The organism is Streptomyces sp. NBC_00239 (genome assembly GCF_036194065.1).
In the GTDB taxonomy this organism is placed as follows: domain Bacteria; phylum Actinomycetota; class Actinomycetes; order Streptomycetales; family Streptomycetaceae; genus Streptomyces.
Window position 1 is genome coordinate 1,250,080 of sequence record NZ_CP108095.1, and the last position, 21,231, is coordinate 1,271,310.

Here is a 21,231-nt window from a genome sequence, read left to right on the forward strand (position 1 = left end):
TCGGCACAATAGGCGAAGGAGCCGGCCGCGGCGCCGAACCGCCCTTGCCTGGAGGTCACATGGTGTCGCAGTCACCCGGAGCCGGCGCGCTCCCCGAGGTCATCGCCCTGCTGGACGCGTCCGGGACCTTCCCGGAGCCGGCCCGGGAGGCGTTTCCCGGTGCGTCGGAGGCGGACTGGGCGGCTGCCGCGCGCGCGGACCCGGGGGCTTTCGGTCCGGACGGGGCCTGGCGGCTGGACTTCCGGTGCTTCGCGGTGCGCCGGCCCGGTGGCGGGGTGACGCTGGTGGACGCGGGCGTCGGCGGGCCGGACAGCGCCGCCGCGAGCTGGGCCCCGGTGCCGGGCCGGCTCCCGCAGGCCCTGGCGGAGGCCGGCATCGCGGTGGCCGACATCGACTCGGTGGTGCTGACGCACCTGCACAGCGACCACGTCGGCTGGGCGGTCGGCCCGGACGGCAGCCCGTTCTTCCCGGACGCGTCGTACGTGGTCCAGCGGGCGGAGACGGCCGCGCTCGCCCCCGGCTCATCGGCCCTGACCCGGGTGGTGGCGCCGCTGCGCCGGGCCGGCGTGCTCCACGAGGTGGCGGGCGAGTTCCGGCTGGACCGTACGGTGGCCCTGCTGCCGACGCCCGGGCACACGCCCGGTCACCAGTCGGTGCTCGTCATGCACGGGGCGCGCGAGACCGTGGTCACCGGCGACGTGCTGGTGCACGCGGTGCAGTGGGTGAACCCGGCGGTCGGCTACGTGTACGAGGACGACCCCGAGCTGGCGCGCCGGACCCGGGAGACCCTCCTGGCGCGGGCCGCGGCCCGCCGCACCGTCCTGGCCACGGCCCACCTGACCCGCGCCTTCGTGGCCCCGTAGCGCCGAGCGGCCGGGCCCGGGGCGCGTCCCGCGGTGGGAGGCCCCGGGCCGGCAACGCGTCACACCTCGTCGCGGACCAGGGACAGCAGGCGGTCCAGGACGCGGGGGCCGCCCGCGCGGACACCGTCGTGCTCGAATTCGTCGGTGACCCAGGTCCGCAGGCCGCGGATGGCCCGTGCGGTCTCCAGGGAGTGCGCGGTGTCCACGTACAGGTCGTCGTGGTAGACGGCGGCGGCCACCGGTACGTCGTTGGCGGCGAGCCGGTCGCGGTCGTACAGGGGCTGCCAGCCGGTGCGTTCGGCGAGCAGGTGGGCGGTCTCGCGGAGCGGGGCGAGCGCCGGGTCGGTGTCGAAATGCCAGGGGTGCACGGTCTCGCCGGTGAAGAGCAGCGGCTCGTCCCCGGCGAGGGTCCGGGCGGCGTCGAAGCGCGGGAACGCGGCGCGGACCCGTTCGGCGGCCCAGCCGGTGGGCTGCTCGGGGTCCTGCGCGTAGATGGCTTCGTGCAGGACGGCGTACAGGGGGTGCCCGGCGTACGAGAGGTGTCCTTGCACGGCTTCGAGGAAGGCGTCGGAGAGCTCGTGCCCGGCGGGGGTCCGTACGAAGGCGTCCTCCAGCAGGTAGTGCAGCTGGTGGCTGCCGTCGCCGGAGCCGAGGAGCGCGCCGAGGGACTGGAAGCCCTCGGTGGTGAGCCGGTGGCCGCCCGCGAGGGTCGCGGGCCGTTCGGCGAGGTGGGCGGCGATCCGGCGGGCCCGCTCGACGTCCATCGGGTAGCGCCGGTAGTGAGCGAGGTTCTTGCGCTCCATGCGCGGGTACGCGGCCCGGTAGACCTCGTCGGCGGTGGCGCCGAGGGAGGGCAGGCCGCCGGTGATCAGGGCGGCCCGCAGGCCCTCGGGCGCGGTGGAGAGGTAGTGCGTGGTGCAGAAGCCGCCGAAGCTCTGGCCCAGTACGGTCCAGGGCGCGCCGCCGGTCAGTTCGGCCCGTACGGCCTCGCAGTCGCGGACGATCGAGTCGGCCCGGAAGTGCGCGAGGTAGGCGGCCTGCTCGGCGGGTCCGCCGCGCAGCGGCAGGGTCTGGCGGGTGGCGGGGGTCGAGTTCCCGGTGCCGCGCTGGTCGAGCAGGAGCACCCGGTAGTCCTGCACGGCCCGCCCCAGCCAGGCCTGCCCGCCGATGAAGCGGCGGGCGCCGCAGCCGGGGCCGCCTTCCAGGTAGACCAGCCAGGGCAGCCCGGCGGGATCCTTGCCCGCGGCCACCGCCTCCCGCGCGTAGAGCTCGATCTGCTCCCCGCCCGGTGCCCCGTGGTCGAGGGGGACGTGGAATCGGCGGTCGGTGAGAACCACGCCGGGCTGACGGTAACTGCTGGTCACGAAGGCTTCCTTGAGGGGTGCGGTGTCCTCGCCCCGGGCCGGGGCGCGCGCCCGCCGCGCGGCGCTCCGCGACGGCGGCCTGACCACGGGGCCGGCCTGTCCGGCCGCTGCACGACAGCTGTGGCCCAGAGGGCGTGCGCGACACCGGAGCGGCCCGGGCCACGGAAACTCGGCCCTGGGCACGGCCCACCCTAAGCGGTCGCCGTGACGCGTGGCCGCCGGGCCCGGGCCCGGGGTCAGGGGCGCGGGGCGGCCGCCGGGCGGGACAGGTGGAGGGCGGTGTGGAACCAGCCGTCCGCCTCCTTGCCGCGCGGGTCCAGGCCGAGCGCGGCGACCGCCGCGACGGCGTGGCCGCGCTCCGCCTCGTCGGTGAACCGGCGCTGGCGGAAGGTGGGTTCGGCCGCGCTCCGGGTGACGAGCCCGTATCCGGCCAGGGCCCGCGCCACGTCCTCGTACGAGCCGGTGCGCAGGACGAACGACGCCACCCACACGGGACTGCCGGCGGCGTCCAGGAGGGCGCGGAAGGTACGGCCGGACAGGAAGCTGACACCGCCGGTGACCGTGATCAGTCCGGTCTCCCGGACGGCCCGCAGCAGCTCCGGCGACGGCGGGGAGGTCTCCAGGTTTTCGGCGAAGCCCGCGTCGAGCAGGCCCACCGAGCGGGCGTACGCGAGGGCGTTGGCCGCCACGTCCAGACCGATCACGGGGACGGCGTCCGCGCGGCGCCGGGCGGTGTAGAACGCCCGGTCCCGGGCGGCCAGTTCCGCGGTGGACAGCGCGGCCGCGTCCGGGGAGGTGTAGTGCGCGTACAGCTCGTCGAGGGTGACGTCGTGGTTGAGCAGGGCCGCGTTGATGCCGTACGAGCAGCACAGGTCGAGCACCGGGCGGTCGTCGGGGAGGCCGGCCGCCCGGCGGGCGGCCACCAGGCTCCTGAAGACCGCCTGGGCGTGGTGCGGGGTCTGGTAGTCCCAGCGGCCGAGCGCGGTGAAGAACGCGCGCGGATCGGGCCGGTCGTAGATCTCGTCGAAAGCGGTCATCCCGCCCCCGCCGCGCGGGGCCTGCCGTACGTCGTGACCGTTCTGCTCGGCTGTCATCCGGAGCCGCTCCCCTTTCGGCGCGGACGCCGTGTCCGCTCGGGCCAGCATCGGCCGCTCCCCCGGCCGCCGGGAACCACGCGCCGCCCGGTGCGGCCGGATCCGCATCACCGCGGCCGGCGTCTGAGTAGCGGCGCGGGCCCGGGCTGAGTATCCGCTCCGATGGCCGGCGGCCGGGCGGCTGGTCGAATGGCGGCATGCTTCCCGACGCCCCGCCCGGCCTCCGCGGCCCCCGCAGCCCCCGCGTCCGTCACGTGACCGTGGCCGGCACCGCCCTGGCGACCGCCCTGCTGCCGGTGGTGGTCGGCGTGCTGCTGGCCAGGACGATGGCCACGGATCCGATGGCGCCGGTGAACGCGCTGATCACCAGCGGCGGGCAGCGGGCCCGGGTGTCGCGCGCGGAGCTGCGCAGCTGCGGGCACCGCGCGCTGCGGCGGATTCCCCGTCCTCGCGGGTCCGCCCCCGGCGCCGGGGGCGACGGGGGCGGACGGCGGACGAGGTTGCGGGGGCGGGTGCCGGTGCCTACTGCGGGCCGAAGGTGAGGACCAGTTGCGGGGTGCCCTCCGCGGCGGTGGCCTCGGAGGACCACAGCCACAGGGCGTCGCTCCCGGCGCCGGTGAGCGCGAGGCCGTACGGGCTGCCCAGGGCTGCGGCGACGGTCGCCGTGTCGAGCGCGGTGGTGTGGACGGCGGAGCCGTCGGGGATCCCGGCGAAGCCGCCCAGCGCGGGGCCGCCGAGCGCGGGCCGGGTGGTGTAGGTGGTGCCCGTCTCGGTCCAGGCGCCGGTGACCGGCACCACGGAGACGGTGTCCGCGGTTCCGGCCCCGCTCATGGTGCTGGTCTTGACGCGGAGGGTGGCCGATTTCAGCACGGTCCCGGCCGGGGCGGCGGGGAGGCCGAAGCGCAGGTAGCTCTGGTAGGGCGAGCTGCCGCGGACGGCGAGCGAGCTGGAGGTCCCGTAGTTGGTGTCGGGGGCGCCCGCGTTGGCGTACGTGTCCTCGGCGGCGGTGACCGTCACGACGGAGTCGGCCGGGGCGGTGGCCAGGCTGTGGTGGTTCTGCACCTGGGCCTGGCTGAGCACGCTCGGGTAGACGGCCGTCTCGTCGAGCTGCCCGGCGAAGAAGGTGCTGGTGGGGCGGTTCGGCCAGTTGGCGAGGTTGTCGGAGCCGGCGTGCCAGTAGCCGGCGTAGTTCTGGTGGGTGGTGACGCCCAGGGTGCCCTTGTTCCGGCCGTCGACATAGAGGACCATGCCGGCCGGTCCCTGGGTCGCGACGACGTGGTGCCAGGTGTTGTCGTTGTACGCCTCGCCCGCGGGGGTGGTGACGGTGCGGGTGGAGCCGGCGTACACGCCGAAGACGAGCCGGCCGTCGTTCGTCATGTAGAGGTGTTTGTCGTACTGGCTGCTGTTCCGGGTGGTGTTGTTGCCGAAACCGAGGAGCTTGCCGCCGCGGGTGGTGCCGGTCCTGAACCAGGTCTCCAGGCTGTAGGCCGCGCCGACCGTGGTCCGGCGGTCGCTGTGCACCTGGGTGTCGGTGCCGTTGAGGCCGATGGCGGTGCTCGGGCCGGTCACCGCTCCCGGCGACTGGCGCAGGGCCGGGGAGTAGACGTGCACCCCGCTGGTGTTCCCGGCGACCGAGGAGTCGGCCGCGTACGGCAGGACGGTGTCGTCGTAGCGCCAGTACAGCGTGGCGCCGTCGGCGCGCACCCGGTCCGGGTAGGCCTGGACGGTGGTGGGCACGGTCACCGTGGCGGTGGCGGACTGGGCGCTGGTGTTGCCCGCCGCGTCGGTGGCGGTGACCCGGTAGGTGTAGGTCTGGCCGGCCGTGACGGAGGTGTCGGTCCAGGAGGCCTGCGGGCGCCGGAAGAACAGCGAGTCGGCGGCGACGGTGGCGACCGGCGTGGCCGCGCCGTTGCGGTGGACCCGGTAGGTGAGGGTGCCGTCGTCGAGGTCCAGGCTGGTGCGCCAGCGGACCTGCACCTCGCCGGGCCGCACGCTCGCGGCGCTCGCGGTCGGTGTGCTCGGGGCGCCGGTGTCACCGGTGGAGGCGAAGCGGGTCAGGCCCTGCTGGCCGCGGCTGTTGACGGTGGTGAACTCGCCGCCGACCCACAGGTACCGCACACCGGCTTTGGATCCGACGGTCAGCACGCGCGGGCCGATGCCCTCGCCGATGCCGTCGTTGGTGTCGGGCGCCCAGCCGAGCTTGCCGGTGCCGCCGGTGGGCTGGGCCAGCAGGTGGTGGCGCTGCCCGTCGGGGAACTCGCCGACGCTGGAGCAGTCGTGCGCGTGGGAGGCGCTGTAGAGCACGCTGTCGTACGAGAGGACGGCCTGGGTGGCGCCCAGGCAGGTGTCGCGCCAGCGCTGGTTGAAGTCGGAGAGGTTCAGGGCGATCCGGCCGTCGAAGACGCCGCCGCCGGTGCCTTCGTTGGCGGTGTAGTAGCCGCCCGCGTCGGTCTCGATGTCCTTGACGACGGAGGCCGTCGGAATGTAGCCGCTCGGGTAGGCCTTGGTGAGGGCGCCGGTGGTGGCGTCGGCGACGGCCAGTGCGTGCGTGTTGGTCCCGTTGACGGTGAAGAAGTCGCCGCCGAGCAGGACGTTCCTCCCGTCGGGGGTGACCTCGACCGCGCGGCCGGGCTCGTCGGCGTTGGCGGTGAAGGGCCGCAGCGCCCCGTCGTCGGCGGCGACGGCTGCGAACCGCTGGCGGGGCTGTCCGGAGACGGTGAGGAAGTCGCCGCCCGCGTACACCGTGTCGGCGGTGACGGCGAGGGCGCGGACGGTCGCCGCGAAGGCCGGCCGGAACGTCGGCCTGGGCGCGCAGGTGGCCACGTCGATCGCGGCGACGCTGCTGACGGGCGTGCCGTTGACCGCGCCGAAGTAGCCGCCCGCGTACAGGGTCTTCTGGTCGGGCGAGAGGGCGAGGGCGCGGACGGTGGCGGTGCCGCCGGCCACGGTGAAGGAGAGCTTGCAGGAGGTCGGCGCGCCGGTGGCGGCGTCGAAGGCGACGAAATTGACGGCCTGCTGCTCGGTGCCGCCGGCGCCGTCCGGCGGGCGGACCGCGGAGAAGGTGCCGCCGGCGAACACGGTGCCGCCGGTCTGCGCCAGCGCCCAGACGACCCCGTTGGTCTGCCAGGTCGGCAGCTCGTCGGCGGTGAACGCGACCGGCGGGGTGATCGCCGCGGCCTGCGGTGCGAGCAGGAAGCCGGTGCCGGCGGCGGTCAGAGACAGGGCGAGGGCAGCCGCCAGCCCTCTTGATCCACGCATGAGCCCCCCAGGGCCGAAGCCCGCTGAGAATGGCCACGATGGCCGGAATGGGACGGAACAGCCATGGTTACGGGCGCAGAATATGTTCGATCGGACACCGGCACGGGCCGTTTGGCGCACCGGATACACAATCGGATGTCAATCCGATATGACTCCGAAGCGACACCGACACCGACACCGGCGCGGGCGCGGGCGCGGGCGCGACGCGCACGGGGTCCGGAGGGCGCTCAGGGCAGCTGCCGGACCGGCTCCCCGGCCAGGAAGGCCTCGATGTCCTCGACGGCCTGCCCGAAGTACGTACGGTAGTTCGCACGCGACACGTAGCCCAGGTGCGGGGTCGCCAGCAGCCGCGGCGCCGTCCGCATCGGGTGCCCGGCCGGCAGCGGCTCGATGTCGAACACGTCGACCCCGGCGCCCGCGATCCGGCCTTCGGCGAGGGCGGCCAGCAGCGCGTCCTGGTCGACGATCGCCGCGCGCGAGGTGTTCACGAGGTACGCGGTGGGCTTCATCAGGGCCAGCTCGGCGGCCCCCAGCAGACCGCGGCTGCGCTCGCCCAGTGCCAGGTGGACCGAGACGAAGTCGCAGCCGGCGAGCAGTTCCTCCTTGGAGGCGGCCAGGGTCACGCCCGCCGCCGCGGCCCGTTCCGCGGTGAGGTTCGGGCTCCAGGCCGTCACCTCCATGCCGAAGGCCAGGGCGATCTGTGCGACCCGGCCGCCGATCTTGCCGAGGCCGAGCAGGCCGAGCCGCTGCCCGTACAGGTCGGCGCCCACGGTCTGCTGCCAGGGACCGCCGGTGCGCAGCGCGGTGGCCTCCTCGACGAGGCCGCGGGCCAGGCCGAGCAGCAGCGCCCAGGTCAGCTCGACGGGCGGGGCGGAGGAGCTCTGGGTGCCGCACACGGTGACGCCGTGCCGGGCGGCGGCCTCGTAGTCGATGACGGAGTTGCGCATGCCGGAGGCGACGAGCAGCCGGAGGCGGGGCAGCCGGGCCAGCAGCGAGGCGGGGAACGGGACGCGTTCGCGGAGGGTGACGACGATGTCGAACCCGGCGAGTGCCGCCGCGAGCTCGTCCTCGGTGGCGAAGTGGCCGGTGAAGCACTCCACGTCGACCCGGCCGGCGAGCGGACTCCAGTCGGCGGAATCGGCGGCGGCCCGCTGGAAGTCGTCGAGGACGGCACAGCGCAGGGTCATGTCGGTTCTCTTCCTCACGAGGTGGACCAGGCCGTCTCATGATCGCGCCGCGCCGTGTGTCCGTGCGCATCGGGTGCGGGGTGGGCCGGCAGCGTCCCTGGCCGGGCTGGATCGGCGGGGTTACGTCTGCGGGGTTACGTCTGCCGGGGTAGGTCTGCGGGGTTACGTCTGCCGGGGTAGGTCTGCGGGGTACCTCTGGCCGGCTACGTCCGCGGGGCCGCCTCCGCCGAGCTGGTGCGGTCACAGCACTAGGTCTGTGGGCGGACCGCGTCGTAGCGGCCCAGGAAGCGGTAGCGGCCGGAGGTGACGCGGTACAGGAAGGCGCTGCCCGGGTGCGACAGCATGTGGATCTCGTTGAACTCCAGCCGCTTGACGATCCCCTGGTACGGGGTGCGGAACAGGCGCACGGCCAGTGCGGCCCGGTCCGCAGCATCGGCCGACAGGCTGCCGAGGGCGCCGGCGAGGAGGCCGACCGCGTCGTAGGTCTCGGCGGCCCAGCGGTCCGGTGCCGTCCGGTACGCGGCCCGGTGCGCGGCGGTGAACGCGCGGGCGGCGGGCTCGGCGACGGGGTCGCTGAACGCGGCGCCGAACACCCAGCCCTCGGCGGCCGGACCGGCCCGGTCGAGGAAGGCGGGCTCCATGACCTGCTGGGTGGTGGCGCGCGTGCCACCGAACCGGGCGTCGGCAAGGGCGCGGGCCAGCCGGGCGGCCCGGGCCGGTGAGGCCCCCGCGTAGACGACCGCGTCGGCCCCGCCGTCGAGCACCGCCCGTGCGGCGGCGGCGAAACCGGAGTCTCCCGGGCCGAGTTCACGGGGGGTGACGGTGCTCCCGGCGGGCCGCGCCTGCTGGAGGTCGTTGCTCAGCTTCCACGCCGGATCGCCGCCCTCGCGGTCGACGATGACGGTCAGCCGTCGGGTGGGGCGTACCGAACTCAGGTAGTGGATCAGCGGGATGACGAGGAGCCCGTCGCCCAGCCGGGTCCGACAGGCGGTCCGCTGGTCGGTCGGCTCCACCGTGCCGTCGCCCACGGACACCATGACAAGCGGCAGGCGGGCCCGGGAGCAGGCAACGGCGAGCGGTTTCGCGGCCGCCTCCCAGGTCGGGCCGAGCACGGCGAGCACCGCGGGGTCCGCGAGGAGCTCCCGGGTCGCCTGCTCGGCTCCGGCGGCCGTGCCCCGGTCGTCGGCGACGCGCAGGGCCAGCCGGAAGGCCTTGTCCGTGCGTGCGTTGTGACGGTCCACCGCGAGCTGGGCGCCGCGCCGGTGCGCGATGCCGGTGGCCCGGCCGGGCCCGGTCAGGTCCGCCTGCAGGCCGAGCGTGCGCAGCGGCACGGGCGGCTGTGCGGCGGGGTCCTTGCTGCTGGCGGGGCGGGTGGCGAACCACAGGGCGGGGGCGCCGACCGCGACGAGCGCGCCCGCGGCCAGCAGGCCGCGCCGGCCGAGCGGCCCGCGGCGGCCGCCGGCGCCGGTGTCGACGCGGGTGGTCCCGGGGGCGGGAAGGTCCAGCGCCCGGGCGGACCGCTCGGCGATGAGCCGGGGCAGCGCGGGCGGCAGCCACTCCGATCCGGGGTCCGCGGCAGGGACTTCGGCGGGGCCTGAGCCAGGGTCCGCAGCGCGGACTTCGGCGGGGTCTGCGACAGGGGGCGACCCCGGGTGCGCGGAGCGGCCTGCGCCGGGGTCTGCGCCCGGGGCCAAGCTCGGGTCAGGGGCAGGGGCAGGGTCGGGATCGGGGTCAGGGCCGGGGGCAGGGGCAGGGACTTCGGCGCGCGCTGCGCGGCGGCTCGGGCCGGGTTCTGCCGCGGCGGGTGGCGCCAGGGTGTGGCGGACCTGTTCGGCGGTGGGGCGCAGGCCGGGGTCCTTGGTGAGGCAGGCGGTGACGAGGGCGGCCAGGGGGGCGGGTACGGCGTCGAGGTCCGGTTCCTCGTGGACGGTGCGGAAGACGACGGCCGCCGGGTGCCCGGTGCCGAACGGACCGCTGCCGGTGGCCGCGAAGCAGAGCACGCAGCCGAGCGCGAACACGTCGGCGGCGGGCCCCGGCCCGGGGTCGGCCGCCCGGGCCTGCTCGGGCGCGAGGTAGCCGGGGGTGCCCACCACCGCGTCGGTGGCGGTCAGCGCCGTCGCCCCGGCCAGCCGGGCGATGCCGAAGTCGATCAGCCGGGGCCCGTCCAGGGCCAGCAGGATGTTGCCGGGCTTGACGTCCCGGTGGATCAGGCCCGCCGCGTGGACCGCCGTCAGCGCCTCGGCGAGCCGCGCGCCGAGGACCCGTACGGTCGGCACGGGCAGGGGGCCGTGCAGGGCGACCGCTTCGGCCAGCGAGGGCGCGGGCACGAACGGGGTGGCGAGCCAGGGTTCGCGCGCGTCCGGGTCGGCGCCCGTCACCTCCACCACCCAGGGGCTGCGGACCCGTGCGGCGATGGCCGCCTCCCGCCGGAAACGGGCCCGGAACCCCGGGTCGGCGGCGTACTCGGCCCGGATCACCTTGAGGGCGACCAGGTTTCCGGTCGGGGACCGGCCCAGGTAGACGGTGCCCATGCCGCCGGTTCCGAGCCGTCCGAGCAGCCGGTGCCCGCCGATCGACGACGGGTCGGCGGAGGTCAGCGGCCGCACGGTCTATCCGGCCGGCGCCTGGGGCACCTGGCCCACGTAGCGGAGCCGGCCCCGTTCGACTTTGTGCAGGAAGGAGACCACGCCCTTGATCCGGTGCTCCGCGTCGAAGGCGTACGTCTTGACCAGGCCGCGGTAGCTGCCCTTCGCCAGGGCGGCGAGCAGGTCGGTGCGGGCGGGCCGGCGACCGCCCGGCGAGAGGGCGGCCAGCCGGTCGGCGACCAGCAGGGCCAGGTCGTAGGACTCCACCGTCCAGGCCGCCGGGGCCGTCCCGTACGCCGTGCGGTGGGCCCGCGCGACCGCGGCGGCCGGGGCGGCCTCGGGTCCGGTGTACGGGGCGAGGAACTGCCAGCCCTCGGCGGCCGTTCCGGCGCGGGCCAGGAACTCGGCTCCCGCCACGGGGTAGTCGGCGGCGCGCGGCCCCCGGAAGCCGGCCGCGGCCAGCAGCCGCGCGGTGTCCGCGGCGCCCTGCGCGGTGCCGGTGTAGAAGAAACCGTCCACCCCGTGGTCGAGCATGTCCTTGACGACGGGGGCCAGATCGGCGGTGCCGCGCGGGACGACGCGGGGGTATGCGGCGGCCTGCGCGACGTACGCGCCGACCGTCCGGTCGACGAGGTAGGCCGTCTGCCAGGCGTCGGTGTCCCCGTCCCGGTCGCACAGCACGCCGAGGGTGCGGACCTTCTGCCGCACCACGAGCTGCACGTTGACCGCGCCGATGTGCGTGGCGGAGGGCGGGCAGGCCTGGAAGAAGGAACGGCGGTCGGCGTTCCCGAAGACGCTGCCCGCCGCGGAGACCGTCAGGAGGGGCACGGACGCGGCGTCGTACACCTCCAGCACGGGGACCAGCGCGGTGTTGGTGGTGGGGCCGATGACGGCGAGGACGTCGCGGTCGCCGATCAGGGTGCCTGCGGCGCGCGGGGCGCGGGCGGGTTCTCCACCGTCGTCCGCGGTCCGCACCGACAGCGTGAACGGCTTGTCCTTGCGGGAGTTGAAGGCGGCGACGGCCAGCCGGACACCGCGCTCCTGGGCCCGGCCCGCCTCCCGGCCCGGGCCGGAGAGGTCCGCCTGCACGCCGATCACCCAGCGCCGCGGCGCCGGGCCCTTCGCCCGCGGCGGGTCCTCGTCGCGGGCGGTGAACCAGGCCGCCGCGCCGCCGCCCGCGGCGAGCAGCGCGGCGCCGGAGGCCACCGCGAGGAAGCGGCGACGGCTGCCCTTCCCCGCGGCCGCCGGGTCCGCCGCCGGGTCGGCGAGGGTCTCCTCGATGCCGGGGAGGGCCAGCAGCAGGGCGGCGCGTTCGGCGATCGTGGCGACGACCGGGTCGGGCAGCCAGTCCGCGGATCCGGGTACGTCCTCGGCGAGCCGCCGGTCGAGTTCCTCGGCGGTGGGCCGCTCCTGCGGGTCCTTGGCCAGGCAGGACCGCAGCAGGTCGGCGAGCCCGGCGTCGGCGATGCCGTCCGGGCCGAACGACGGCTCGTCGTGCACGGTCCGGTAGAGCAGCGCGTCCACGGCGCCGGTGCCGAAGGGCGGCAGCCCGGTGGCCGCGTACGCGAGGAGGCAGCCGAGCGAGAAGACGTCGCCGGGCGCCCCCGAGGGCCTGCCGGCGGCCTGCTCGGGCGACAGGAACCCGGGCGTGCCGATGATCACGTCGGCCGAGGTGAGGGCGGTGTCCTCGCCGCCGCGGGCGATGCCGAAGTCGATGAGCCGCGGCCCGTCCACGCCGAGGAGCACGTTGGCGGGCTTGACGTCCCGGTGCACGAGGTCGCGTGCGTGCAGCACGGTCAGGGCCTTGGCGAGCGCCGCGCCGAGGATCCGTACGCTGCGCGGCGGCAGCGGCCCGTGGGCGGCCACGGCCTCGGCGAGGGAGGGGCCGGGCACGAAGGCGGTGGCGAGCCAGGGCTCGGCCGCGTCGGGGTCGGCGCCCATCACCTCCACGACCCAGGGGCTGCGCACCCGGGCGGCGGTGGCGGCCTCGCGGCGGAAGCGGGCCCGGAAGTCGGACTCGTCGGCGAAGTCCGCCCGGATCACCTTGACCGCGGCGAGCGCGCCCTCCTCGGTCCGGCCGAGGTAGACGGTGCCCATGCCGCCGGAGCCCAGCCGGCCGAGCAGCCGGTATCCGGCGATGCGGGACGGATCGGTGTGCCGCAGGGGGTCCATCAGCCCGCCTTCCCCAGTTCGTTCTTGGCGCGCTGCATCATCCACGCCATGCCCTGGGTGAGGAGCGGGGAGAGCTCCTCCTTCGTCACGCCCTGCGCCCCCTTGGCCGACACGGCCATGACGAGGGGGCCGTACTGGCCCTGGTACCAGTAGTAGAGGTGGGGGCCGCCCTCCTCGGTGCCGTAGTACTCGCCGTACTCGTTGAAGGCGTCCTCGGTCCAGTTGTTGGTGTACTCGCCGTAGTAGAGGGTGGTGCCGAGCAGGCCCTTGAGCCGCTGGTCGCCCCGTAGCTGCTGGTCGGGGCAGCGCATGACCTCCTCCATGGCGCGGGCGACCTCCCAGCCGGACTCCTCGCGCGAGTGGTGCACCGTCACGGTGGCGTTGATCTGGATGCGGCCGCGGCCTTCGCGGGCCGGGACGTGGAAGTAGCGGGTACGGGTGGCCAGGACGTCGGCGGGCAGCGGACCGGTCTGCCAGACGCACTTCCCGTCGAGGTAGGGCGCCGCCGAGGGGTCGCTCTCGTACGGGGTGGCGGGCACCACTCCGGGTCCGATCAGGCTGCTGTCCGCGATCACCCGGCCGAGCAGCGCGCGGGCCTGGGCGGGGCTCCGCGGCATCCGCGCCTCGTCGACCGGCGGCATCGAGACGAGCGGGGTGGGGCTCGCGGTGGGAGCGGCCGTGGGGGCGGCGGAGCCCGGCGGCCGTGAGGGCCCCGGTGCGGTGACGCCGGCGCCGGAGCGGCCGCCGGGCGTGGCCCCGTCGGCACTGCGCGAGGCGCTCTCCGAGCAGCCGGACAGCGCCGCCCAGGCCGCCAGCGCGCACGCGAGAGCGCCTGCTGTTCGATGCGCGTGTCTCACAAGACCCCCCAACCGGGCCGATGTTACGCCCGGCCGGGCGGGCGCCGGGGGGAAATCCGGGCAATGGGGCGGCGGGGGTCGGAGGGCCTGCGGATACGATCTTGGGACCGTGACGCCTTGCGCGCACGCCGTGGACCTCGACGAAGGGTGACCTCCGATGGACGACAGGATTCCGCAGCCGGGCACCACGGCCGGGGGGTCCTCGGGCGGGGCGTCCGGCGGGGCGCTGCCGGGGCCGCTGGTCGGGGCCGGGTGGCTCGCGGCCCGGCTCGGGGAGCCGGGGGTCGTGGTCCTGGACGCGTCGGTCGGGGCGCAGCGGGAAGCGGGGCGCCGCATCCCGGGAGCGCGGCCGTTCGACATCGACGGCGCCCTGTCCGACCACACGTCGGCAGTCCCGCACATGATGCCCTCCCCGGAGCGGTTCACCGCGGCGATGCGCGACCTCGGCGTGACCGATGCCGACACGGTGGTCGTGTACGACGCCGCCGGGATCTACTCCAGCGCCCGCGCCTGGTGGATGCTGCGCGCGATGGGTTTCGACCGGGCCGCGGTCCTCGACGGCGGGCTGCCCGGGTGGGTGGCGGCGGGCCTGCCGACGGAGAGCGGACGGCCTGCGTACGCGGGCCCGCGCGGGGACTTCACCGCGCGGCCGCGGGCCGGGCTGGTCGTGGGCAGCGCCGAGGTGACGGAGGCGCTCGCCGACCCCGGATCGGCCGTGCTCGACGCCCGTACCCGCGGCCGGTTCGCGGGAACGGCTCCCGAGCCGCGACCGGGGCTGCGGGGCGGGCACATGCCGGGTGCGGTCAGCCTGCCCTTCGGTGAACTCCAGGACGAGGAAGGCCGGATGCTGCCGCCGGGCGTGCTGCGGACCGTCTTCGAGGAGGCGGCCGGGGAGCGCGAGCGGCTGGTGTTCAGCTGCGGTTCGGGGGTCACCGCCTGCGTGCTGGCCCTGGGCGCCGAGCTGGCGGGGTACGGCCGGCTCGCCGTGTACGACGGTTCCTGGAGCGAATGGGGCCTGCCCTCGGCGCTCCCGGTGGCCACCGGCCCAGCCGACGCGGCCGACGCGTCCGAGCCGACCGGACTCTCCCGCCCGGCCGACCTCTCCCGCCCGGCCCATCCGTCCGGACCCGCCGGTCCGACCGAACCGGCCGATCCCTTCGGGCCTGGCCTGTCCGGATCCTCCGGACCCTCCGACCCCTCCGGACCCGCCGGCCTGTCCGGACCCGCCGGCCTGTCCGGGCCGGCCGGGTCGCGGGAGCACTGATGGGCGCCCGGCCCGTCGTGGTGGTGATGGGCGTGGCCGGCACCGGCAAGTCCACGGTGGGGCGGCTGCTGGCGGACGCGCTGGGCGTGCCGTACGCGGAGGGCGACGACTTCCACCCCCCGGCGAACGTCGCGAAGATGGCGGCCGGCACGGCGCTGGACGACGAGGACCGGATGCCGTGGCTGGACGCGGTCGGCCGGTGGGCGCACGGCCGGGCGGGCCGTGGTGGTGTGGTCGCCGCGTCCGCGCTGCGGCGGGCTTACCGGGACCGGCTCCGCGCCGCCGCGCCCGGGACCGTGTTCGTCCACCTCACCGGCGACCGGGGGCTGATCGAGTCCCGGATGGCCGGGCGCACCGGCCACTTCATGCCGGTGTCGCTGCTCGACTCGCAGTTCGCCGTGCTCGAACCGCTGATGCCGGACGAGGCGGGCGTCGCGGTCCCGGTGACCGGCCCGCCCGCCGAAGTCGCCGCCCGCGCGCTGATCGCCTTGCGGGCACTGGGCGTTGGGGCGGACGGGGACGGGACGGACCGGACGAGCGACGTGAACGGCCCGCGCGGGGCAAGCGGCCCGCGCGGGGCGAGCGGCCCGCGCGGGGCGAGCGGCCCGCGCGGGGCGAGCGGCCCGGGCGGGCGCGAAACGCCGTAGCGGCAGGGGGCAGCGCACGTGGGGGCGGGGGACACGCCCACCTTCGGGTGACGGTACGGGCGTCCGGGTGAAGGGGCCGACAAGGTGGCGGCCATGATCACCTTTGGTTTGCGACGCCGAGCCGTCGCCGTCGCCTCCGTTCTCGTCGCCGCCCTGCTGCCGGCCGCGGCCGCCCACTCCGCCCCCTCCCCCGCTCCCGTCCGGGGTGCGGCCCCGGCACCGGGCGCCGCCCCGCTCGCCGGCCCGTTCCGTGCCGCGGCCCCGGCCAACTCCTGCCCGCGCGTGACCGATCACCTCTTCGCCGCCGCCGACCTGCGGGCCGAGGTCGAGCGCATCACCCCGTCGCCGTCGTGGCGCATCAACTGCAAGCAGCTCTACCGCGCCGACAGCCGGCCGCCGGAGGTCGTCTTCGAGTCCGGCTTCCACCCGCGGGACACCGTCAACGGGCAGTACGACCTGGAGCAGTACGTCCTCGTCAACCAGCCCTCCCCGTTCGTCTCGACGACGTACGACCACGACCTCTACAAGACGTGGTGGAAGAGCGGTTGGAACTACTACGTCGACGCCCCTGGCGGAGTCGACGTCAACCAGACCATCGGGGACACCCACAAGTGGGCCTCGCAGGTCGAGGTGGCCTTCCCCGGCGGTATCGCGCGGTCGTTCATCGTCGGGGTGTGCCCGGTCGACAAGGTGAAGAAGGTCGAGATCATGGCGGAGTGCCGGGACAACCCGTACTACGAGCCCTGGCGGAACTCCTTCCCCGGCTGATCCGGCAGCCGACCGCCTGACCCGCGCTGGGCCGCGGCGAGGGCCGCCGTTTCCGTGAAGGCCGGGATCCGGCCGGTGCCGCCGCGCCCGGACACGGACAGGGAGGCGGCGGCCACGCCGTGGGCCACGGCGTCCGCGAGGCTGTCGCCGAGGGCCAGCCGGGCGGTGGCGGTGCCGGTGAAGCAGTCCCCCGCGCCGGTCGCGTCGACCGGGTCCGGGTTGCGGGGCACGGGCAGCAGCACGGCCGCGGCGCCGTCGTCGAGGAGCAGCCGGTCCGCCCCGGCGGTGACCGCGACGGCCGCCGCGCCCAGCGCCCGGACCCGGGCCGCGGCGGTCGCCGGGTCGTCGGTGCCCAGCAGGGCCCGCGCGTCGGCCGGACAGGAGAGCTTCACCAGGCCGGCGAGCGGGGCGAGATGGGCCAGCAGCTCGCCGGCGGCCGGCCGGGAGGTCAGCCGGGAGCGGAAGTTGGCGTCGTACGTGAGGTGGCCGCCCGCGGCGTGCACGGTCCGGGCGGCGGCCAGCACCGCCGCCCGGCTGTCCTCGGACAGCGCCCCCGTGATGCCGCTGGTGACGAGCGCCGCGCCGCCGGTCAGCAGCGGGCGCCAGGACTCGACGTGGGCGGTCGACAGGGTGGAACCGGCGCTCTGCGCACGCCAGTAGACGAACTCCCGGTCGCCCTCGGTGTCGGCTGCCAGCAGATACGCCCCGTTGGGGCGCGGTGCGGTACGCACCCAGGACGTGTCGATGCCCAGCGCGGCCGCGCGGGCCAGCAGCGGCCGGCTCAGCTCGTCGTCGCTGACCACCGCGAGCAGGGCGGTACGGGCGCCGGCCGCCGCGGCGGCCGCGGCCGCGTTGAGCGCGTCACCCGAGAAGGACAGCCGGGCCGCCGTGCCCGCGCCGGCCTCCCCCAGCGGGGCATCGGCGTGGACCTCGACGAGCACCTCGCCCATGACCAGCACGTCGTACCCGCCGCCTACCCCGGATCCGACCCCGGCCCCGGCCCCGTACCCGTTTCTGCATCCGTATCCGGTCGCGCCGCCGCCCGGCCCGTTCACCGGGCGTCGCCGCAGCAGGCGCACGGGCGGGCCAGGGCGGTGAAGACGGCGGCCAGTTCGGCGGGTTCGGCCGGCAGACCGGAGCCGATGCCGACCGCGTCGGCGCCCGCGTCCAGCCAGTCGCCCACCCCGGCGGGCGAGATGCCGCCGGTCGGGATGATCAGGGCCTGCGGGAGCACGGCCCGCAGCGATCGTACGTACGCGGGCCCCAGGGCGTGGGCGGGGAACACCTTCGCGGCGCCGTGCCGGGCGGCGGCCGCGATCTCGCCGGGCGTGAACCCGCCTTCGACGAACGCGGCGCCCCGCCGGTCGGCGACGACGCGCACCTCGGGCGCGGGGTACGGCGACACGAGGAAGGCCGCGCCGGCGTCCAGTGCCGACTCGGCCTGGGCGGCGGTGGTGACGGTGCCTACGCCGATGAGCGCGGGGCGGCCCGCGGAGTCGGTGAGTCCGGCGGTCCGGCTGACGGCGTCGGCCCAGCCGGGCACGGAGGTGGTGAGCTCGACGGCCCGGCAGCCGGCGGCGAGGAGCGCGGTGGTGCGGTGGACGGCCGCGTCCGCGTCGGTGCTGCGCAGCACGGGCAGCAGCCGTTGCGCGGCGAGCACCGCGTACGGGTGGCAGGACATGGTCATGGAACCCCTCCCATTTTGTTCCACGTAGTGGAACGCGGTATCGTGTACCGGAACTTCTGGTCGGGACTCTACACACTGGCGGTGGACCGGGTGGCAGCGCGGGAAGAGGCCGCGGGCGCGGCCGAGGGCGGTGCGGCGGACCGTGCGGAGGACGGCACGCGGCCCGGCGCACGGGGCGGGCGGGCCTCGGCGGCCGGCACCGCGCTGGAGAAGTCGCTGCGCATCCTGGAGGCGGTGGCGGCGCCCGGCGGGCCGCACCGGCTCACCGACGTGGCGCTGGCCGCGGCCGTGCCCAAGTCGAGTACGTACCGGATCCTCGCCGCGCTCGTCGGGCAGGGCTACGTACGCACCGTCGACGAGGTGCGCTACGCGGCGGGTCCGCGGCTGCGCACCCTCGCCGCGGAGGTCGCCGGGAGCGAGCCGGCGAGCATCGGGCGGATCCTGGGGCGGCTCCAGCAGGCCACCGGGGAGACCGTGCACCTCGCGCTGCACAGCGGGGAGACGATCACGTACATCCGCAAACTGGAAGGCGGCGGGCAGCCCTTCCGCACGGCCTCGCGGACCGGCATGCGGATGCCGCTGCACACCACGGCGATCGGCAAGAGCATCCTGGCCCGGCTGCCCGCCGCGGAGGTGGACGCGCTGATCTCCGCCACCGGTCTGGCCGGGCGCACCCCCGGTTCGCTGACCGACCGCGCGGCGTTGCTCGCCGACCTGGACGCGGTGCGTGCGCGGGGTTATGCGCTGGACGACGAGGAGAACGAGCCGAGCATCCGGTGCATCGGCGCGGCCGTCGTGGACGCGGCCGGGCGGCCCGTCGGCGGGGTGAGCGTCACCACTGTCACCTTCCTCGTCCCGCGCGCGGTGCTCGTCACCTACGCCCCCGCCCTGCTCGCAGCGGCCGCCGAACTGGCCCCCCTGCTCTGACCACCCGCTTGACCCCAGCCCCGCCGACGCCGCGGGGCGCAACCCCCACCCTCGCCGGCGCCCAAGTGGCGACTTCAGCCTCGCCGGCGTTTGAGGCGGACCTCAGCCTGAGCGGGCCGACTTCACCCCTGCCGGCGTTTGGGGCGCGGCCTCGGGCGCAACCGGCTCCGCCGACGCAACACGGCGCCACATCCAGCCTCGCCGGCGTTTGAGGCGCGGGGTTTGGGGCGGAGCCCCAAGACAACCCGGCTGACGCCGGGCACCGGGCTCCGCCCGGACCCGCTCCTCAAACGCCGGAGGGGCTGAAGGTGCGCGGGGTCGCCGGGCCCCGCCCGGACCCGCGCCTCAAAGGCCGGCGAGGCTGGATGTCGGACCTCGGGCAGTCGGCGAGGCTGAGGGTGGCCACCCAGGCGTCGACGAGGCTGGATGTTGCCGCCGCGGCTGGAAGTTGCCCCTCGGGCAGCCGGTGAGGCTGGGGGTGGCCACCCGGGCCCGGCGGGGGTGCGGGGATGCCGGGCCGCGGGCGGTCGAAGGACGCCGGGGGTCAAGGGGTGGTCAGGTGTGGGGGGATGGCGGCGCGCAGGGCGTGGGTGACGGCGGCTACCGCCGGGTGGGATGCCGCGCCACTGCGGAACGCGATCTGCGTGCGCCGCTGCATGGCCAACCGCACCAGACTGACCGCCGCATCCGGCCCGGCCACCCCCAGCTGCGGCACGACGGCGACCCCCTGCCCCGCCGCGACCAGCGCCAGCACGGTCGCGAACTCGTCGACCTGGTGCCGGACCCGCGGCGTGAACCCGGCCGCCTGGCAGGCCCGTAGGGCCATGGTGTGGCACAGCGTGCCGGACGTAGCGGTGATCCACGGGGCGTCCCGCCAGCGGGCGAGCTCGGCCGGGCCACCCGCCGGGCCACCCCCCGGCACGGGCTCGGGCTCGGGCTCGGGCACGGGCACGGGCACGGGCAGCAGCCGGGCCCCGGCCGGCGAGGCCAGGTACATCGACTCGCTGAACAGGTCGAGCGTCGCCACCCCCGCCTCGGCGGGAAACGGCACGAAGTCGTAGGCGTGCACCAGCGCCACGTCGAGCTCCCCGGCCCGCAGGGCGTGCGCGACGGCCGCCGGGTCGGTCTCGGAGACCATCGGTTCCAGCCGCGGGTACCGCTCGGCCAGGGCCACCAGCGCGGCGGGCACGATGGCCCGGGTCGCGGTGGGGAAGGCGCCGATGCGCATCGGGCCGGCCGGCCCGTGCCGGGCCCCGGCGAGTTCGGCGGCGGCTTGCTCCAGGCGTTCGAGCACGGCGTCGGCGTGCCGGACCAGGTTCTCGCCGGCGGGGGTCAGGCGGACCCGCCGTCCGGTGCGTTCCAGGAGGGGCAGGCCCGCCTCGCGTTCGAGGGCGCTGAGTTGCTGGGACACCGCCGAAGGAGTGAAGGCGAGCGCTTCGGCGACGGCGGCGATCGTGCCGCGCAGGGCGAGTTCGCGCAACAGGCGCAGACGTCGGACATCGAGCATCAGCTCACCTTACGCTCGGGAACAGAAATGCGAACTGGACCTGAGTGTTCTGGCCCGGCCACCCTCGTACGCATGACTCACCAGATCTCCCTGCACGGGATCCACGTACCGCTCGTCACCCCCTTCACGGCGACCGGGGAGGTCGCCTACGAAGCGCTGGAGGCACTCGCGCACGAGGTGCTCGACGCGGGGGCGGCCGGGATCGTGGCCCTCGGCACCACCGCCGAGGTCGCCACCCTCGACGCGGCGGAGCGCGACGCGATCGCCGATGTGTGCGCCCGGGTCTGCCGGGAGCGGGGCGCCCTCCTGCTGATCGGCGCCGGCGGCAACGACACCCGGGCCGCCGAGGCCGACCTGGCCGGACTCGCCCGTCGGCCGGAGGCCTCGGGCGCGCTGGTGCTCGTGCCCGCCTTCACCCGCCCCTCGCCGGCCGGGGTGATCGCGCATTTCACGCGGCTCGCCGCGGCGAGCCCGGTGCCGCTGGTCGTCTACCACATCCCGTACCGCACCGGGCTGACCCTGGACGCGGCCACGCTGCGCACGATCGGGGCGCTGCCCGGGGTCGCGGGGATCAAGTACGCGGCGGGTCTGGACGATCAGACCGTGCGGCTGCTCGGCGACCTGCCGGACGGATTCTCGGTGCTGGCCGGGGACGACGTGTTCGTGTCCCCGCTGCTGGCGCTCGGCGCGGCGGGCGGCATCCTCGCGTCGGCGCACCTCGCGACCGCCCGGTTCGTGGAACTCGCGGACACCTGGCGGGCGGGCGAGACCGGCCGGGCCCGCGAGCTCGGCCACCGGCTGGCCCGGCTGTCCGCCGCGGCCTTCGCGGAGCCGAACCCGACCGTCGTCAAGGGCGTGCTGCACGCGCAGGGCCGCATTCCGACCGCGGACGTCCGGCTGCCGCTGCTGCCCGCCGGGCGGAGCTCGGTGGACGAGGCGCTGAAGCACCTGGCCGAACTGGACTGAGGGGCCGACCGCGTGGACCGTACGGCAAGGCCGACCGCCCCGTCGCACACACGACGGGGCGGTCGGCTGCTCCGCCGGTCAGGCG

The 21,231-nt window shown here is 76.0% G+C and carries 15 protein-coding genes and 2 pseudogenes; 7 read left to right on the forward strand and 10 right to left on the reverse strand.

Going from position 1 to position 21,231, the window contains the following annotated elements; translation table 11 throughout:
• Positions 1 to 59: 59 nt before the first annotated feature.
• Positions 60 to 863: an MBL fold metallo-hydrolase gene (locus OG764_RS05555; protein ID WP_328967261.1), complete on the forward strand. Its 804-nt coding sequence runs from the start codon at positions 60 to 62 to the stop codon at positions 861 to 863.
• A gap of 59 nt (positions 864 to 922) precedes the next feature.
• On the opposite strand, the gene OG764_RS05560 is transcribed toward OG764_RS05555, so the two are convergent.
• Positions 923 to 2,227 carry an alpha/beta fold hydrolase gene (locus OG764_RS05560; protein ID WP_328967262.1) on the reverse strand — a complete coding sequence of 435 codons (1,305 nt, stop codon included), beginning with the start codon at positions 2,225 to 2,227 and terminating at the stop codon, positions 923 to 925.
• Between the two features lie 236 nt (positions 2,228 to 2,463).
• The gene (locus tag OG764_RS05565; RefSeq protein WP_328967263.1) at positions 2,464 to 3,321 is read right to left on the reverse strand and encodes a hypothetical protein; all 858 of its coding nucleotides are present in this window, start codon (positions 3,319 to 3,321) and stop codon (positions 2,464 to 2,466) included.
• A gap of 197 nt (positions 3,322 to 3,518) precedes the next feature.
• On the opposite strand from OG764_RS05565, the gene OG764_RS05570 reads away from it, so the two are divergent.
• Positions 3,519 to 3,863, forward strand: coding sequence for a hypothetical protein (locus tag OG764_RS05570; protein WP_328967264.1), 345 nt, complete (start codon positions 3,519 to 3,521; stop codon positions 3,861 to 3,863).
• Here OG764_RS05570 and OG764_RS05575 read toward each other — a convergent pair.
• The 5 genes from OG764_RS05575 to OG764_RS05595 all read right to left on the reverse strand — a co-directional run bounded on the left by OG764_RS05575 (position 3,844) and on the right by OG764_RS05595 (position 13,380).
• Positions 3,844 to 6,579 carry a DNRLRE domain-containing protein gene (locus OG764_RS05575; RefSeq protein WP_328967265.1) on the reverse strand — a complete coding sequence of 912 codons (2,736 nt, stop codon included), beginning with the start codon at positions 6,577 to 6,579 and terminating at the stop codon, positions 3,844 to 3,846. The genes OG764_RS05570 and OG764_RS05575 overlap by 20 nt on opposite strands.
• Before the next feature lie 227 nt (positions 6,580 to 6,806).
• Complete coding sequence (locus OG764_RS05580) at positions 6,807 to 7,766, reverse strand: D-2-hydroxyacid dehydrogenase family protein (RefSeq protein WP_328967266.1); 960 nt, start codon at positions 7,764 to 7,766, stop codon at positions 6,807 to 6,809.
• Positions 7,767 to 8,014: 248 nt separating this feature from the next.
• Positions 8,015 to 10,372, reverse strand: a complete 2,358-nt coding sequence (locus tag OG764_RS05585; RefSeq protein ID WP_328967267.1) for a protein kinase domain-containing protein — start codon at positions 10,370 to 10,372, stop codon at positions 8,015 to 8,017.
• 3 nt (positions 10,373 to 10,375) lie between these two features.
• Positions 10,376 to 12,523 carry a bifunctional serine/threonine-protein kinase/ABC transporter substrate-binding protein gene (locus OG764_RS05590; protein ID WP_328967268.1) on the reverse strand — a complete coding sequence of 716 codons (2,148 nt, stop codon included), beginning with the start codon at positions 12,521 to 12,523 and terminating at the stop codon, positions 10,376 to 10,378.
• Positions 12,523 to 13,380, reverse strand: a complete 858-nt coding sequence (locus OG764_RS05595) for a hypothetical protein (protein WP_328967269.1) — start codon at positions 13,378 to 13,380, stop codon at positions 12,523 to 12,525. Before OG764_RS05595 ends, OG764_RS05590 begins: the two co-directional genes overlap by 1 nt.
• Before the next feature lie 157 nt (positions 13,381 to 13,537).
• Here OG764_RS05595 and OG764_RS05600 point away from each other — a divergent pair.
• The 3 genes and pseudogenes from OG764_RS05600 to OG764_RS05610 form a co-directional block, all read left to right on the forward strand.
• Positions 13,538 to 14,428, forward strand: a pseudogene (locus OG764_RS05600) (sulfurtransferase); the annotation flags it as partial.
• 215 nt (positions 14,429 to 14,643) lie between these two features.
• Positions 14,644 to 15,144 (forward strand): annotated as a pseudogene (locus OG764_RS05605) (gluconokinase); the annotation flags it as partial.
• Positions 15,145 to 15,384: 240 nt separating this feature from the next.
• Positions 15,385 to 16,059: an ADP-ribosyltransferase gene (locus tag OG764_RS05610; protein WP_328967270.1), complete on the forward strand. Its 675-nt coding sequence runs from the start codon at positions 15,385 to 15,387 to the stop codon at positions 16,057 to 16,059.
• On the opposite strand, the gene OG764_RS05615 is transcribed toward OG764_RS05610, so the two are convergent.
• Entirely contained in the window at positions 16,026 to 17,009 is a 984-nt protein-coding gene (locus OG764_RS05615) for a PfkB family carbohydrate kinase (RefSeq protein ID WP_328967271.1), read from the reverse strand. The two genes, OG764_RS05610 and OG764_RS05615, sit on opposite strands and share 34 nt — an antisense overlap.
• 101 nt (positions 17,010 to 17,110) lie before the next feature.
• On the reverse strand, positions 17,111 to 17,746 hold the full coding sequence (locus OG764_RS05620; protein WP_328967272.1) for a bifunctional 4-hydroxy-2-oxoglutarate aldolase/2-dehydro-3-deoxy-phosphogluconate aldolase: 636 nt from the start codon (positions 17,744 to 17,746) through the stop codon (positions 17,111 to 17,113).
• Positions 17,747 to 17,773: 27 nt separating this feature from the next.
• Here OG764_RS05620 and OG764_RS05625 point away from each other — a divergent pair, with 27 nt between their 5' ends.
• Complete coding sequence (locus tag OG764_RS05625; RefSeq protein ID WP_328967273.1) at positions 17,774 to 18,673, forward strand: IclR family transcriptional regulator; 900 nt, start codon at positions 17,774 to 17,776, stop codon at positions 18,671 to 18,673.
• Positions 18,674 to 19,217: 544 nt separating this feature from the next.
• Here OG764_RS05625 and OG764_RS05630 read toward each other — a convergent pair.
• Positions 19,218 to 20,180, reverse strand: a complete 963-nt coding sequence (locus OG764_RS05630; RefSeq protein ID WP_328967274.1) for a LysR family transcriptional regulator — start codon at positions 20,178 to 20,180, stop codon at positions 19,218 to 19,220.
• Between the two features lie 72 nt (positions 20,181 to 20,252).
• On the opposite strand from OG764_RS05630, the gene OG764_RS05635 reads away from it, so the two are divergent.
• Entirely contained in the window at positions 20,253 to 21,146 is an 894-nt protein-coding gene (locus OG764_RS05635) for a dihydrodipicolinate synthase family protein (protein ID WP_328967275.1), read from the forward strand.
• Positions 21,147 to 21,231 lie beyond the last annotated feature (85 nt).